Source organism: Paenibacillus sp. W2I17 (assembly GCF_030815985.1).
Lineage (GTDB): Bacteria > Bacillota > Bacilli > Paenibacillales > Paenibacillaceae > Paenibacillus.
In genome coordinates, this window is the sequence record NZ_JAUSXM010000001.1 from 4,222,903 (window position 1) to 4,237,555 (window position 14,653).

The following is a 14,653-nucleotide window of genomic DNA, read 5'->3' on the forward strand; positions in this document are numbered from 1 at the left end:
GGTAGATCCCCCTTTACGTTGTCGCTTGTCCTGAACTAACAGCTAACCTTTTACTGCACCTATCGTAATGCCTTGTAGGAAATAACGTTGCAGTGAGAAAAACAGAATGATCATGGGTAGCGCACCTATTGTAGCCCCGGCCATCATTGCGCCGAAATCCGTTGATTCGGCAAATACGAACGAAGCCAGCCCTACCTGGATGGTACGCATCTCGTTGGAATTGGTAATCAGAAACGGCCAGAAAAATTCATTCCACGAAGCTACAAACGTGAAAATTGCCAGCACCGCGATTCCCGGCTTTGCCATCGGCAGAATGACTTTCCAGAAGATACCGAACTCACTGCATGCATCTATACGTGCCGCATGTATCAGCGATGTGGGCAGCGTAGACATAAACTGTTTCATCAAGAAAATGTTGCCCACACTAACGGCAGCAGGCAGAATAATGGCCGTATACGTATCCCCTAGGTCAAACACGTTGACCATCAGAATGTACAAGGGAATCAGCGTCACCTGTGCCGGAATCATCATTGTCCCAAGCAAAGTCCAGAATACCGCCTGACTACCCGGAAACTTTAGTTTGGCAAATGCATATCCCGCCAGGGAGGCGAAGAATACATTTGTTACGGTCAGAATGATCGAGATGAGCAGCGAATTGTATAACCAGCGCCAGGCATCGGTTTTGGCAAAAAAGCGCTCATATGGTGATAACGACAATTGCTCCGGAATCATCTGTGGTTTAAACGAAGCCGACATCGCACTATCCTGCACCGAACCAACGAGCATCCAATACATCGGAATGACCGTCACCAGCGCCCAGACCACCAGCAGAATGGATGCAACAACGAGCAGTATCTTTTTCTGTGTTGATTTCATGGATTTCATTCACCCCCGGATGCTTAATGCAACGTGCTCTAATAGTGCGTGTTTTGAAATACCTCTAATACTCAATATCGCTGGAGAAATATTTGAACTGAATGACGGAGATGACAATGATGATAATCGCCAGTACAAACGACTGAGCCGAAGCCAATCCGAACTCATAGAACTTAAATGCCGTCTCGTAGATCAGATAAGCGATTGTTGTTGTCGCAAAGTTTGGTCCACCCTGTGTCATCAGATATACCGAGATGAACACCTGGAAGGATGTAATAACACCTGTGACGAGCAGATACAGCGTCGTTGGTTTGAGGAGTGGCCATGTAATCTTGCTGAACTGGGTCCAGCCGCTGGCATGATCAATATCCGCCGCTTCGTATAGTGATTTCGGAATACCACCCATGGCTGCCAGATACAGAATAATGCCCGCTCCGTGCGATCCAAGCCAGTTCATCAGAATGAGGGAAAAGAGTGCCGTTCCCGACTGGCCCAGCCAGATTACTGGGTCAAGGCCGAACAAGCCGAGAAAACGGTTGAGCAGCCCCGAATCCGTCGGATCAAAGATCGCCAGCCATACAATGGATATGGTCACCCCGGAGGCTACCGCAGGCAGATACATGGTAGCTTTGAAAAATGTCTGCCATTTGCTTTTCATTTGATAGATGAAATAGGACAGTACAAATGTAATGAGAATATTGACCGGGACTGTGCCTACGGTGAAGATGACTGTATTTTTAATCGACTTCCAGAACGTCTCATCCTTCACCAGTCGCTCGTAGTTATCCAATCCAACCCACGTCGAGTTCATAATATTGTATTTCTGGAAGCTCATCACAAGAGCCGTCAGAACAGGATACAGTGTGAAAATGAGAAACAGCAGGACAGGCGCCAAAATAAACAAATACGCCCACCCGTAGTCTCGCCAAAACCGGGCAACCCGGGAAGTCCGGGGCACGGACGGTTTTGGCGCAAGGGCGGTCTGCATGGCGAATCCTCCTCTCCTAATCAGTGTGGTTTTACGTTATGTTTGATTGTCCGAGTTATTGTCCAAACATCTGCTGGCCCTTGCTCTTGAAGTCTTCTGCGATCTGCTCTGGTGATTTTTCACCCGAAAACAGCGCCTGAATATTAGGCTTCACAACCTGTTCCTTGAATTGTTTTTGCTGGGAAGCTTTGTCGATATCCAGTTCCAGTACAACCGGCATCGCGATACTCTCTGCCATGACTTTTGCAGCAGCCAGATTATCCGGCTGACCAAGCTCTTTTCCTTTAAACAGTTCCACTTGGGACTGTCTTACGAATGGAAGCGCAAGTTCATTGGCCGAGTTCCCTGCTTTGGCACCACTAAGCGCCTCCATCACCAGGAACGTATTTTTGGCATGCTGTTCGCCTTTGTCCTTCTTCTGTTTGAAGGCTACATACCCTTCGCCGCCCATCGTTGTGGCCGCAGGTTGATCATCATTATGTGGTACAGGCAACAAGACAAAATCAATCTTCTCTCCTTGCACTTTGCCATCATCGATGTCCTTGTTGCGGTTCTGAATCATCACATCATAATAAGGAATCGCTTTGGAGATAATCGCCGTTTCCCCCGCGTAGAACATATCCGTCCGTTTCGCTGGAGCGAGAGCCGCCGTTTCCTTCGGCATATACCCTTGATCCATCAGGTTTTTGATAAAAGAGAGGGTATCCAGAATGCGACCATCATTCCATTGGAACGTGCCGTCTTTATCAAGAACATCGATCATCCCGTTGTTACGAGACAGCATTTCAATGAAGTCAAGCGAGGTTCCGTCGGTAACCAGTGCATATTGCTTGGTCCCGCCATCCAGCGTTTTGGTCAGCTTGGCAGCAGCATCGTTGAATTCGGACCAGGTCCAGCCATTTTGCTGAATGGACTTCCAATCAATGCCTGCTTCCTCCAGAGTGCGTTTGTTCCCACCCCAAGCCCATTGGAATTGATACAACGGCAGTCCATACTGTTTCCCCTGAATCTGGCCTAAATCAAGCGTACCCGGCAGGTAGTCGTCCTTGATCTCAGGTGTCAGGTAGCTGTCCAGCTCAAGTGCCAATCCCGTATTCACATATGTGCCGTCTACACTATGAAAGTAAAGATCCGGCGGGTTGCCCGCGTTCAGAGCGACATCGAATTTTTTGGGCCCTTCCGCCCAGGAGAGCATTTCCGTCTTCACGGTAATGTTCGGGTGTTCTTTATTGAAATCAGAGATTAGATCCTTCAGTTCATCTTCATATGTGCCATGTACAGGATAGGTCCATACCGTTACCGTATCGTCAGCATTTGGGTCATCTGAAGCAGCACCCCCGCTATTCCCACAGGCAGTAACCAAGACCATCATCAACAACATCGTCCATACCAGACCCTTCTTTTTCATCCCTTCATCTCCTTTGCATGTCATCATCCGATTCTTTCATTGCCTACCATGCTACCCCTTTTGTGATCGTTCAGCCTTCAAACGCCATCCACCTATACACGCGGCAGTAAGGAAAAGCACCTCCCCTGTAGATTGGGCCTGCCAGTCGCAGGCTAAATCTCTTAAATGCAATGTTAACGTCAACTTAATTGACATTAACAGTATTAATTCCTTCCAAAATTGTAGATTGAATTCATTATATGAGTTGTAAAATAAAAATTCAACATTATTTTTTATTATAAAATTTAATTTTACTTTTTCTTTTCATGCAACTATACTATGTAAAAAGAAAACCCAAGCAAGCGAGGTGAGCCACTTTGCGAGTGTATGTAGGCGTAGATGGAGGCGGTACCAACACTGATGCAGCAATCATTTCTGAATCTGGTGAAATTCTCGCCCGACTCAGCGGCGGTCCCACGAATCCTCACAGCGTATCCACTGAACAGGCCATTTCCGAACTGCAACGAGTGCTGGAACAGCTATTTAATCTAATAAGTGATTTATCGACAAATTGTGAGGGTATATGCCTCGGTATGTCAGGTGTAGATACGATCCAAGAACGGCAACTTATAGCCGAAGCAGTAAATAACTATATGAAGAGTCTTAATCGACAGGCATCAGAAGGTTGTCAAGTCTGGGTTGTATCCGAAGGAGAGATTGCTCTGATGGCCTCTCTCGGACATACGCACGGTGTATTGTGTATCTCTGGAACAGGGTCCATCGTGTACGGATTTACGCTGGAAGGAGAGCGATACCGTGCAGGAGGCTGGGGTCATCTGCTTGGAGATGAGGGGAGCGGCTATCGTATTGGGCAGCGTGCACTCCAAGTGGTTATGCAGAGTTATGACGGTGTTCTTCATCCAACCCGCTTAACCCCTCTTCTTCTAAAGAATCTGAACCTTCGGGATATATCAGAGCTAAAGACGCGGGTGTATCAGACGGATTGGGGCAAAACCGAGACCGCATCCATCGCCCGTTTAGCTATAGAAGCAGCTGAACTCGGAGATGAGGCCGCCCGGGCACTGATCATCGACGAAGCCTCACAATTGGCGGATACCGCCAAGGCGCTGGTTGCCCGTCATCCCGAATTTGTATCCACTCCGGTTGTCCTGTCCGGATCAATGTTTCGATACGCTGCACTTTTCCGAAATACATTTATTCAGAAGTTATCAGGATATTATGGAGAGTTGGACTTTGTATATCGTGAAGATGCCCCCGCTCCAGCGGTTGGCGCAGCACAACTGGCAAGAAAACGCCGTTCCCTGAATGAATCATTTTAAAAGAGAGAAGGAGGCCATACGAATGAATCACATGCTGAATTCACTAATAACAGAACAACCCAATCCACTAACGGATCATATAGATGAATTGCCTTCGGCAGAAATTATGGAGCTAATTAATAAGGAAGATCAACGCATTGCGGAGCTCATTCAGCTCCTGATTCCGGTCATTGCTCAGGCTGCGGATCGGATCTTGGAGGCATTTCAGTCTGGCGGCAGGCTTTTTTATGTAGGCGCAGGTACCAGTGGAAGATTAGGAATACTTGACGCCTCGGAATGCCCGCCTACCTACGGAACCCCGCCCTCCATGGTGCAGGGTATTATTGCAGGGGGATTCCGGGCAGTAAAGGACCCGGTTGAAGGTGCTGAAGATAGTGAGGAGTTGGGAGCTGCGGACCTTGATGAACATGGCTTAGACAAAAACGATGTTGTGGTTGGCATTGCAGCCAGTGGACGAACGCCGTATGTGCTGGGTGCGATGAGACATGCCAAGGAGATTGGGGCTACGGTGATCAGCCTGAGTAATAATGCAGGCACGCCGATGACCCTGTTGGCTGATGTGAGCATTGAGGCTGTTGTCGGCCCAGAGGTTGTCATGGGTTCAACACGTATGAAGGCAGGCAGCGCCCAGAAAATGATTCTGAACATGCTCACGACTACCGCCATGATTCGTCTGGGCAAGGTTTACCGTAATTTCATGGTTGATCTGAACCCTTCGAACGAGAAGCTTGTCCATCGGGCCAAACGCATGATACATCTGGCAACCGGAGCGAATGAAGCCGATATTGAAGAGGCTTTTACCGGTGCAGACGGTCATGTAAAAACGGCAATCGTCATGCTGATGGCAGGCGTGGACGCAACGGAAGCCCAGCACAGGCTTCATCTGGCTGACGGATTTGTCCGTAGCGCCATTGCGGGGCCTTCCTGAGCCGTACAGGGGTATCATTAGAGGTGGTAAGAGAGGAGCCCAACATTAGTCTGGGCTCTTTTTTTTATTTTTTTATTGTAAAAGCGGATATAATCCGTCAAAAAATCCCCTCCTGCATAAACAGAAAGGGATTCATATGGTTTTACTTCACTTGTGCTCCAGAATAGCCTGTCGGCTCTTCTCCAAATACTCCACCGACTGGTTGTAATCCCGACTGGCAATCGCTAGATACAAAATATCGATCACGTTCAGCTGTGCAATCCGTGACGAAGTTGCTCCGCTCCGAATATCGCTTTCGGTGGAAGTAATCATCAGGGGTACATCCGCCATACTACTGAGTGTATTACTGCCCCACTTGGTAATGCTGATTGTCGCTGCACCGCCATCATGAGCATGCTTGAGACAGGAGATTACGTTCGAAGTCTCCCCTGAATACGAGATACATACCACCGCATCATCTTCACGAAGCGTCGTTGCGGACGAAATCTGCATATGCGGATCGGCGAACGAAAAGCTTGTGCGATTGATTCGCATGAACTTGTAATGTGCATCCAGCGCAATCAGGTTGGAGGCCCCTACTCCATAGAAAAAGATCCGGTTCGCCTGATGAAGCACGTCCACGGCTTTTTCTACCAGACGTGGGTCCAGAATATGAACCGTATCCTTCACCGACTGAATATTGTTTGTGGACACATGTTGAATAATGCTCTCCATGGAGTCCTGGGGACGAATCTCTGTATATTGATATGGCTCACTCGTCTGCAAATCTCCGGCAATCTTCAGCTTCAGCTCCTGAAAACCCGTTACACCCAGTGATTTGCAGAGACGGATAATGGCAGCTGGGCTGCCTCCACTCCGTTCAGACAACTGGGCCACCGAGGATTGAACAGTTTCTTGCGGGTGATCGAGAATATAAGCTCCGATCTTCCGTTCGGACGGGGTCAAGTCATCCATTAATGCACGTAAACGTACAAGTCCACCTTTCATGCCTTCCATTCGCTCCTCCTTTCCGTACTTCATTCATGTACAAGCATTTTATCTTATAATTCCACTCGCGTCTAATCGAATTCCTCGCCCTTCCATAACTGAACTCCAATTAAAGTCAGGCCTCACTAGAGTGTGAGATCGCCTGAGATTACGGCGTGTTTCGCGCCGGTTACGGCCGGGAGTGTATTAGTTCTTCCCATAAGTGCCTCATGGCCAAGTAAAGCAAATCCAATGGCTTCCCGAGCATCATCGGGTATACCATAATCTGTTGTTCGTTCCAAACGGATATCCTCAGGTAGTCTCTGACGGATCATCTCCATTAACGTGGCATTGGAAGTGCCACCACCGCACGCGAGCATGGCCGATATTTGCACCTTGGTCAGAATAAAATCCTTCACTCCACGCACGATGGTCTCCGCGGTCAGACAGGTGGCAGTAGCCAGCGTGTCTTCCAGCGTTAAGGAACGTGATGCGGCCATCTCCATCAGTCTCACTGCATACGCTGTTCCATATACTTCTCGCCCGGTACTTTTCGGTGGAAGTCTTTTGAAATACTCATCCTCCAAACACAGGTCTACCAGACCCTGATCGACCTTCCCCTGTGCGGCAATACTTCCATTCGGATCATAATGCTGCCGCCCATCCGTTGCCTGCCGCACAATGGCGTCCATCACCATATTCCCTGGTCCCGTATCAAATGCCGAAATACCTTCGCTAGAAGACTCGGAGGGAAGCACCGTCACATTTCCAATGCCGCCGATATTCTGCACCAGCCGTCCTTCCGTCGGGCTGCGGAACATCAGAGCATCCGCATAAGGCGTAAGCGGGGCACCTTCCCCACCAGCCGCCATATCCCTTGCCCGCAGGTTGCCAATCACTGGCAGTCCAGTCCGTTCTCGAACAACAGCACATTCACCGATCTGCAATGTCGATACCACATCAATACTTGCTCCCGTTGGCCCTGGAAATGCAGATGCTACAGGAGCATGCCATACTGTCTGTCCATGCATGCTGATCACATCCACCTGCTGCGTTGAAATACCGGCAGACTGCATCAGTTCCGTAACACTATGCGCATACCACTCCGATACACCAAAATGCGCGGCCGTCAGCTCGTCGACACGCGCCGTCTCCGGTGAACATAACCGGATCAGTACGTCTCTCAATCCATTCGAATACGGCACACAGACGAAATCAACCAGCTCGATCTGCTGTAATGCCCCGCTCATATCGGTTTGAATACGCACCAATGCCGCGTCAGTTCCATCAAGTGACGTTCCTGACATTAGTCCGATGACCAGATGCTCCTGCTTCAAACGATACTTCTCCCACATCGGATAGCTGCCTGTATCCATCCACTTCCAACCTCCTGCAAGACCCGATGAACACGTCATCCTGCCATAATTTCACCCAGTATATGATATTAAATTTCACAAGTCAAACATTATATGAAATTTAATTACATCATTGAAAATAAAAAGAGAGATATTCATCCCATTTGCGATCACACATCATGTTTTCTTCCATCAATTGATAATTAGATATCAGAAGAGAAACATTTTTACATTTTTACCGTTTATATTATGTAGGGATATTTTGGAATCAAGAAAATGATCTAATATTAGTCGAGGTGTATAATGAAGAAAACCATTTTACTACTGTTTTTGAGTCTGTTCTTACTCTTTTTGCTCCCTAATCAGGGAAATGCCGCTGCAAGCACGTCGAAAATCTTTATGGATGGAGAGGAATTAGTCCTCCCAAGTGATGTACAGGTGACGATCATCAATAAAAACGTGATGATCCCGATTCGTGTCGTTGCCGAAAATTTGAAATTCAAAGTCGATTGGAACCAACAAGCACGCACTGTAAAAATTCAGCAAGATCAACAGACGATTTCCCTAACCGTGGATCAAAAGCAAGCCATGGTTACTGACAAACAAGTCACTTTGAACACAGCCCCGCAAATTTTGAACAAAACGCTGGTGGTGCCCATTCGATTTGTCAGTGAACAAATGGGGCTTAAGGTAAGATGGAACAATCAAGACAAGATCGTATACTTAACAAACACCAGTAAGGGACCTGCTATCGACCCAGGCAACAGTTCTGGAAAAGGGGATTCAACGTCTAACGCCCAGGTTACCGATATCCAATTTGCCAATAATCAGCTCGTGTTATCCACGGATGGGGCCGTTCAGCCGGTAGTAACGACCCTCAAGTACCCTGATCGTTTGGTTGTGGACTTGCCCGGAGCCACATTTGGTGATATCTCCCAACCGCTGGATCAAGGATTCAATGGCAAGCTGGATGTGAGCGGTTATCCCAATGTGACGGAAGTGAGATATTCGCTGTTCAAACGAGATCCGGCGCAAGTTCGCATTGTCGTAGAATTGAATAATGTCAAGGATGTCCAGTACATCCAGAATGTGATTGCCGATAAACTGATTATTGATCTGAATGTAGCGGGAGACAATGTCACACCTGCTCCAGTCACTCCAGTAGGCGATTCAGGACGCAAGGTCGTGGTCATCGATCCAGGACACGGTGGCAGTGATCCAGGGACGATCAGCATCACGAATAAACCCGAAAAGGAATACAATCTGGCATTGGCTCACAAAGTACAAGCCCTGCTGCTCAATGAACCCAATATCGAATTGGTGATGACTCGTGAAGGTGATACCTATCCGACCCGCCCTGAGCGTGTTCAACTCGCCAATCAATTAAATGCAGATGTATTTGTATCTATCCATGGCAATAGTGTGAAGTCCGCCCCCCAAGCGACAGGTACGGAGACATATTATTATCAACGCAGTAACAGCAAGGAATTAGCCAATATCATTCATCAACGTTTGGTGAAAGCCATGGGTCTCAGAGATCGTGGTGTGAAAAATGGCAACTTGGAAGTAATCCGAGACACGACCATGCCTGCAGTACTTTTGGAAGTGGGATTCTTGAGTAATGTACTCGATGAAGAACTGATGTCGTCCGAAGTTGTTCAGATGAAAGCCGCTCAAGCGATAGCCGATGGAATCAAGGAGTATTTGGGCCTATAAATCATCAAATAAATCAGATGAAGGAAGTGATTCTTTGAATAAGAAGCTAGGTTGTGCACTTATATTATCATGCTTGATCCTTATCGGAGTTGGATGCGCTCAGAAGCCAGTGAGCCAATCCGGTTCGAATGAACCTGCTGTTCAGGGAGGACAGGTGCAGGCACCAAACCCATCTGAAACGGAGGTGGATCTGGGCACAATGAATACACAAGTCGTCGATGTATATTTGGCAGATTCTCAGGTATTGGATCTGGAGAAAACAGAGCAGGAAATTGAATACAAGGATGATTCCGAAAAATATGAAAAAACATTTGCAGCGTTGCAAACGAACACTGATTCGGAGCTTGTTTCCCTCTGGGAGCAGGTGGAATTGCTCTCTGTCCAATATGCTGAGGGTACGGTGACTTTGGATGTTCATATACCCGCTGAAGCCAATCTTGGTACCAGTGGAGAACTGCTCGCATTGGAAGCTTTAACAACAACGATGTTTCAATTTGATGAAGTGAACAGCCTGGATATACTGGTGGATGGTGAAGCCGTTGATAGTTTGATGGGTCATGCCGAACTGGAGCACCCCATTCATCGCGAACCCTAAAGATCACACAACAATGGAAAAAGAACGTCCCCAGGGACGTTCCAATCTGACGCATCAATTCGATTCATGCACAATTCACACATATAGCTCGTCACCAGCAGACAGTGAATGTATAACTGTTCCCGGTGACGGGCTATTTCTGAGCAAACCTTCTTTTAATCTGTCCGTCTCTGCCCGGTCAGCATGCACAAGGACCGTATGCCTTGCTGGAACCTGATGCAGCATCCGTTCAACATCCTTCCAGCCCTGATGCACTTTATAACGTATTTTCCGCACATCACACACTCCATACTTGTCAGGAACCCGTAGCAACTTATCAGCAAATGTACCATGAGCAACATGCCCGGTAAGCAGAATCAGATTCTCCTCCCTGTCCGATAATTGACTATAATACCAACGGGCAAGCGAGGACTGCATCATGCCGTCCGGAATAAACCATAGCGAAGCAGCATGATGTTCCAACAGTTGTTCCCGCTCTTGGGTGGTCGTAGGCAGATACCATCCTCGTCCGGTCAGAAAGCCATCAATTTCGTCTTTCAACGAACCTCCGATGACATGCTCTCCCTTCTCCCTCAACCAATACGGAACATGCATAAGCTGCTTCATGCCGTCTACAAGTCCTTGTTCCGCTACGATTGGAATAGCCGGAAATTGTTGCTGTGCCCACAGTATGATCTCCTGTCCACGCCCTACGACAGGCATGGGTAAGAGCACCTTTCCACCTTGAGCAATCGTGTGGCGAATGGCTTGTTCCAGCTGTTCCAGTTTGTCAGCCTGTGTATCTTGGTCCGTACCGTAGGCAGCATCAACGATCGCCAGATCCACCAACCCGACGGAAGATATTGCTGCTACGTCTGCTATGTTTGCTCTGTTTGCTCTGCCTGCTCCATCTGCTCCGTTCGATATGAAATTTCCCTGCTTCATAGGTATCTCCATGGATACGAGTGTGCTTGACGATGTCTCTGATGCAACAGATGTCTGATCTTGTGACGTTATGAATTCTCCAGCCTTTTGCCCACTGTTTATAGCGATTAGTTCCTCCATACCCCACCGCTCGCTGCTCGGAGCATCGGACACAGGATTCTCACGAAGCATGCTTTTCTGCCAGAACGACTCCGCTGGACAATCCTCCTGTAAAAGCATTGATTCGGACGTGTAGTCCCCGGAATAGAAAATCCGCTTGCCTTCCATTTCAACCCCAAACCATACCGATCCAGCCAGATGTCCACTCCGGCCCCACATCACTTTTACTTCGGGAATGGGTTCGAACCAGTTTTGGGATACGACCTCATCTTCCAGATACCGATAACGAATAGCTTGCTCATCTGCTTCATCGTAAGGGAGTTTCTCTCCGACACGTTCTGCAAACCTTCGCCAGTTGGCAAAATACGTACGCAGCTGCGCCCTCGTCTCTCTCGTCGTCCACACTTCACCCTGGTAGCCCATCTTATACAGCAAAGGGATGGCGACCGAATGATCCTCATGGGCGTGGGACAACAGGACCGCGTCCAGTTGCGGGACAATCTCCGGTTCAATCAGCGGATACTCGCCCGTACCTTCTTTTTTCACACCACAATCCAGCAAAAGCCGAAACTGGCTCCCGCTCAGGAGATAGGCGGAACGTCCATGTTCCCCTGCACCGCCCCATATGTTCAGTTTGATCATGATGCATTCCACTTTCTCTTTGAATTCAGCAGTTCGATTCCAAGCAGCATCAGCACCGTCATACCTACAGTTACAACGGCCATCGCCATGCCAAGTGATACCTGACCTTGTTCAAACTGGGCAAAAATATACGTAGCCGACGTCTGCATCGACGGCGGAAGAATCAACAACGAACCTACCAGCTCCCGGGTAGCAATCGTAAAGGTCATCATCCAGCCGGCCAACATGCCGGGCAGGATCAGCGGGATCAGGATTCGCCGCAGAATATACAGCGGCTTCCCGCCAAACACTTGCCCAGCCTGGAACAACGTTCCGTCAATCTGGGTAAAGCTCGATTTTACATACTGCACGGTGTAAGGCAAGAAGAGCACAACGTACGTGAGCACAACCATGCCGTAGGTGTTATACAACGTGACTGGCATCCAGGGTGAGTTCCAGAAAAGAATCAGACCTACGACCATCACGATACCCGGCACCGTATTAGGCAACAGACTGAACAAGTCAATCACACGCTGCATGAATGAAGATGATCTGCCGATCGCGAGCGCAAATCCAGTTCCGATAATAACAGCGACCGTTGAAGCCGCGAGGGATAATCCCAGACTGTTCCCGATGGCCTTCATACTCACCGATCCCCAAGATAACAGCTCTTTGTAATGATCCAAGGTCAGATTATCAAAAGCAATTCCCGATCCCCGTAACTTCATGGTCGAAGCGGCGATGATGGAGAAATACGGAATACCTATCGACAGGATCAACAGGATGGCAAGATACACCCCGCACAACCATCCTGCTCCGCCACGAAGAGAATATCGCTTTGAACGTTGCCCTTTGCCACCGACCAGACGATACGTGAACTTTCTACTCATCGCAGACTGCATATACCACATCACCAGACAGACGGACAGCAGCACCGATGCCAGCGAAGTCGCCTTACCGAAGTCAATCGGCCAACTGGAGATGTACTTATGGATTTCGGAGGTCATGACATAATAGCCAATCTTGCGCCCGAAGGTTGCCGGTGTTCCGAATTCCGCAATCGTTTTGACAAAGACCAGCATGATCCCCATGCCGTAAGACGACAACAATAAGGGTAAAATAATACGTCTAAAACGGTACCCTGCACGTGCACCGTGCACAGCTCCCGCTTCTTCCAGATTGCCACCGATGCGGATCAATGCATCTCGAAGCAGCAGATACAGGAACGGGAACAGGTGCAAGCTCATAATGAGCACCATGCCCCAGAAGCTGAAGAACAGCTCACTCCAGCCTGCAGATGAGGGCACCCATTGCTGGAGATATCCCCCTTTTTGCATAAACAGAATCCAGCCCATCGAGCCGATATACGGCGGAGTCATGAACGGGATCATCAGGATTACATCGACCCAGCGATGCTCGCCCATCCGAGTCTTCGCCATCATCCAGGCTAGCGGCAGCGCCAGCAGCGTGGTTACTGCTACAACGCAGATACCAAGCCAGACGGAATTCAGCAATACACCTGATAGATGATGACCTGTAATCGTGCGAATTGGAGCCATCCAATCCCACTGCCCGTCCGGATATACACTTTGCCAGAAGATCAGCAAGAGCGGCACGCCAATGCTTATGGTCAGCAGAAAGAGGGCCAGAATCACGCCCACTCTCCGAAAAATTCGGTTGTTGTCCATTCCAACAGGTTTCACTACGTTCACCTCACATGACTTTCCACAGACAGCAGGTATTCCTTTTGCCTAATTGTCTTTTTCGTACTATGTCTTATTTAAAAGTCTCGGAGAAACGAGCCGCAGTCTCTTCGCCATGCTCACTCATCCAGTTCCAATCCACTTTAAGTTGTGGAATATCCTTCACATTGGCACGGTTAGTCGCTTCAATGTCTTCGCGGCCCGGAATCAGATAGGCATCTGCAACGAGCTTCTGAGCTTCATCGGACAACAAGTAGTCAATGAACGCTTTGGCATTCTCTACATTCGGACTGGATTTCAGTATCGCTGCCGGTCTTGGGCTGATTACTGTGCCTTCCTCAGGATATACGATATCCAGTGGTTCACCTTTTGCTTTGGAGGAATACGCCATGTAATCCACACCTGCCGCTACGATGCTTTTGGCACCTGTAATGACCGGATCAAGTGCTTCCTGATTGGCGCCTGCCATCGCTACACCATTGGCTTTATAGGCACTCAGCAGATCCCAACCTTTTTCACCGTTCGCGCTCAGGTATCCTGTGATGAAGTCGAGTGCTGAACCTGATAATGTAGGGTCTGGAATGTTCACTGCATCTTTCCACGCAGGCGTTGCCAGCTCGGCCCAACTTGTTGGTGGTGTAGATACCAGTTTGGTGTTATACACAATACCCAGTGCGGAAGCACTGCTGCTGAAATAGTTGCCCTCTGCATCCGACCAATCCTTGTTCAGCTTGTCTGCATTGGCTGCGTCCGGGTAAGGCATAGTCAGTCCATCGGCTTTCAGAGCCTGTGCTGAAGGTAAAGAGGCCAGGATCACAACGTCTGCAACCGGATTGGATTTCTCAGCTTCCATACGAGCCAGAATTTTGCCTGTTGTTCCCTGGAACATCTCGACTTCGATACCTGTTTTGTCCGTAAATCCGCTCACGATGTTATCTGCCAACTTCTGTGGGCCAGCACTGTACAATACCAACTTGCCGCCAGCCGGTTTCGTTGTTTCCGCCGCCGCTGCAGTGTTTCCTTCACCCGCGGGTTGTGCCGCATTGCCTGTGGTTGTGTTCCCTGTACTACATCCGAACAAACTGATACTCATTACCGCAGTTAATAACAGCATTGCGCTCTTTTTCCGTGTGTTCATCCCTAACATATCATTCC

General features: G+C 48.7%; 12 protein-coding genes. 4 read left to right on the plus strand and 8 right to left on the minus strand.

Annotation, left to right across the window (positions count from 1 at the left end; all coding sequences use genetic code 11):
• Positions 1-42 precede the first annotated feature (42 nt).
• From QF041_RS18840 to QF041_RS18850, 3 genes are all read right to left on the minus strand, one after another.
• A complete protein-coding gene (locus tag QF041_RS18840) occupies positions 43-876 on the minus strand; it encodes a carbohydrate ABC transporter permease (protein WP_017691096.1) in 834 nt (277 codons plus the stop codon).
• 64 nt (positions 877-940) lie between these two features.
• On the minus strand, positions 941-1,864 hold the full coding sequence (locus tag QF041_RS18845; RefSeq protein WP_017691097.1) for a carbohydrate ABC transporter permease: 924 nt from the start codon (positions 1,862-1,864) through the stop codon (positions 941-943).
• Positions 1,865-1,919: 55 nt separating this feature from the next.
• A complete protein-coding gene (locus tag QF041_RS18850; RefSeq protein WP_307415313.1) occupies positions 1,920-3,272 on the minus strand; it encodes an ABC transporter substrate-binding protein in 1,353 nt (450 codons plus the stop codon).
• Between the two features lie 362 nt (positions 3,273-3,634).
• On the opposite strand from QF041_RS18850, the gene QF041_RS18855 reads away from it, so the two are divergent.
• Positions 3,635-4,591 carry an N-acetylglucosamine kinase gene (locus QF041_RS18855; protein WP_307417007.1) on the plus strand — a complete coding sequence of 319 codons (957 nt, stop codon included), beginning with the start codon at positions 3,635-3,637 and terminating at the stop codon, positions 4,589-4,591.
• A 22-nt stretch (positions 4,592-4,613) separates the two neighbouring features.
• Complete coding sequence (gene murQ, locus QF041_RS18860) at positions 4,614-5,519, plus strand: N-acetylmuramic acid 6-phosphate etherase (protein ID WP_307415314.1); 906 nt, start codon at positions 4,614-4,616, stop codon at positions 5,517-5,519.
• Positions 5,520-5,666: 147 nt separating this feature from the next.
• On the opposite strand, the gene QF041_RS18865 is transcribed toward murQ, so the two are convergent.
• Together QF041_RS18865 and QF041_RS18870 are read right to left on the minus strand one after the other, a co-directional pair.
• Complete coding sequence (locus QF041_RS18865; RefSeq protein WP_307417009.1) at positions 5,667-6,506, minus strand: MurR/RpiR family transcriptional regulator; 840 nt, start codon at positions 6,504-6,506, stop codon at positions 5,667-5,669.
• A 125-nt stretch (positions 6,507-6,631) separates the two neighbouring features.
• On the minus strand, positions 6,632-7,861 hold the full coding sequence (locus QF041_RS18870; RefSeq protein WP_307415315.1) for an anhydro-N-acetylmuramic acid kinase: 1,230 nt from the start codon (positions 7,859-7,861) through the stop codon (positions 6,632-6,634).
• A gap of 282 nt (positions 7,862-8,143) precedes the next feature.
• On the opposite strand from QF041_RS18870, the gene QF041_RS18875 reads away from it, so the two are divergent.
• Both QF041_RS18875 and QF041_RS18880 read left to right on the plus strand, forming a co-directional pair.
• Positions 8,144-9,556 carry an N-acetylmuramoyl-L-alanine amidase family protein gene (locus QF041_RS18875; RefSeq protein ID WP_307415316.1) on the plus strand — a complete coding sequence of 471 codons (1,413 nt, stop codon included), beginning with the start codon at positions 8,144-8,146 and terminating at the stop codon, positions 9,554-9,556.
• Between the two features lie 34 nt (positions 9,557-9,590).
• Positions 9,591-10,151, plus strand: coding sequence for a GerMN domain-containing protein (locus tag QF041_RS18880; protein WP_307415317.1), 561 nt, complete (start codon positions 9,591-9,593; stop codon positions 10,149-10,151).
• A gap of 75 nt (positions 10,152-10,226) precedes the next feature.
• Here the strand turns inward: QF041_RS18880 and QF041_RS18885 are convergent, their stop codons facing one another.
• The 3 genes from QF041_RS18885 to QF041_RS18895 all read right to left on the minus strand — a co-directional run bounded on the left by QF041_RS18885 (position 10,227) and on the right by QF041_RS18895 (position 14,645).
• Entirely contained in the window at positions 10,227-11,816 is a 1,590-nt protein-coding gene (locus tag QF041_RS18885) for an MBL fold metallo-hydrolase (protein ID WP_307415318.1), read from the minus strand.
• Positions 11,813-13,483 (minus strand): ABC transporter permease, encoded by a 1,671-nt coding sequence (locus tag QF041_RS18890; protein WP_076319625.1) that lies wholly within the window; start codon positions 13,481-13,483, stop codon positions 11,813-11,815. Before QF041_RS18890 ends, QF041_RS18885 begins: the two co-directional genes overlap by 4 nt.
• 88 nt (positions 13,484-13,571) lie before the next feature.
• Complete coding sequence (locus QF041_RS18895; RefSeq protein ID WP_145325754.1) at positions 13,572-14,645, minus strand: ABC transporter substrate-binding protein; 1,074 nt, start codon at positions 14,643-14,645, stop codon at positions 13,572-13,574.
• Positions 14,646-14,653: the final 8 nt, after the last annotated feature.

What these genes read in the sequence shown, in the direction of transcription:
- QF041_RS18875 (WP_307415316.1), top strand. Translation starts at nt 8,144, where the DNA reads ATGAAGAAAACCATTTTACTACTGTTTTTGAGTCTGTTCTTACTCTTT.
- QF041_RS18865 (WP_307417009.1), bottom strand. Translation starts at nt 6,506, where the DNA reads ATGAAAGGTGGACTTGTACGTTTACGTGCATTAATGGATGACTTGACC.
- murQ (WP_307415314.1), top strand. Translation starts at nt 4,614, where the DNA reads ATGAATCACATGCTGAATTCACTAATAACAGAACAACCCAATCCACTA.
- QF041_RS18890 (WP_076319625.1), bottom strand. Translation starts at nt 13,483, where the DNA reads ATGGACAACAACCGAATTTTTCGGAGAGTGGGCGTGATTCTGGCCCTC.
- QF041_RS18850 (WP_307415313.1), bottom strand. Translation starts at nt 3,272, where the DNA reads ATGAAAAAGAAGGGTCTGGTATGGACGATGTTGTTGATGATGGTCTTG.
- QF041_RS18895 (WP_145325754.1), bottom strand. Translation starts at nt 14,645, where the DNA reads ATGTTAGGGATGAACACACGGAAAAAGAGCGCAATGCTGTTATTAACT.
- QF041_RS18845 (WP_017691097.1), bottom strand. Translation starts at nt 1,864, where the DNA reads ATGCAGACCGCCCTTGCGCCAAAACCGTCCGTGCCCCGGACTTCCCGG.
- QF041_RS18885 (WP_307415318.1), bottom strand. Translation starts at nt 11,816, where the DNA reads ATGATCAAACTGAACATATGGGGCGGTGCAGGGGAACATGGACGTTCC.
- QF041_RS18870 (WP_307415315.1), bottom strand. Translation starts at nt 7,861, where the DNA reads ATGGATACAGGCAGCTATCCGATGTGGGAGAAGTATCGTTTGAAGCAG.
- QF041_RS18840 (WP_017691096.1), bottom strand. Translation starts at nt 876, where the DNA reads ATGAAATCAACACAGAAAAAGATACTGCTCGTTGTTGCATCCATTCTG.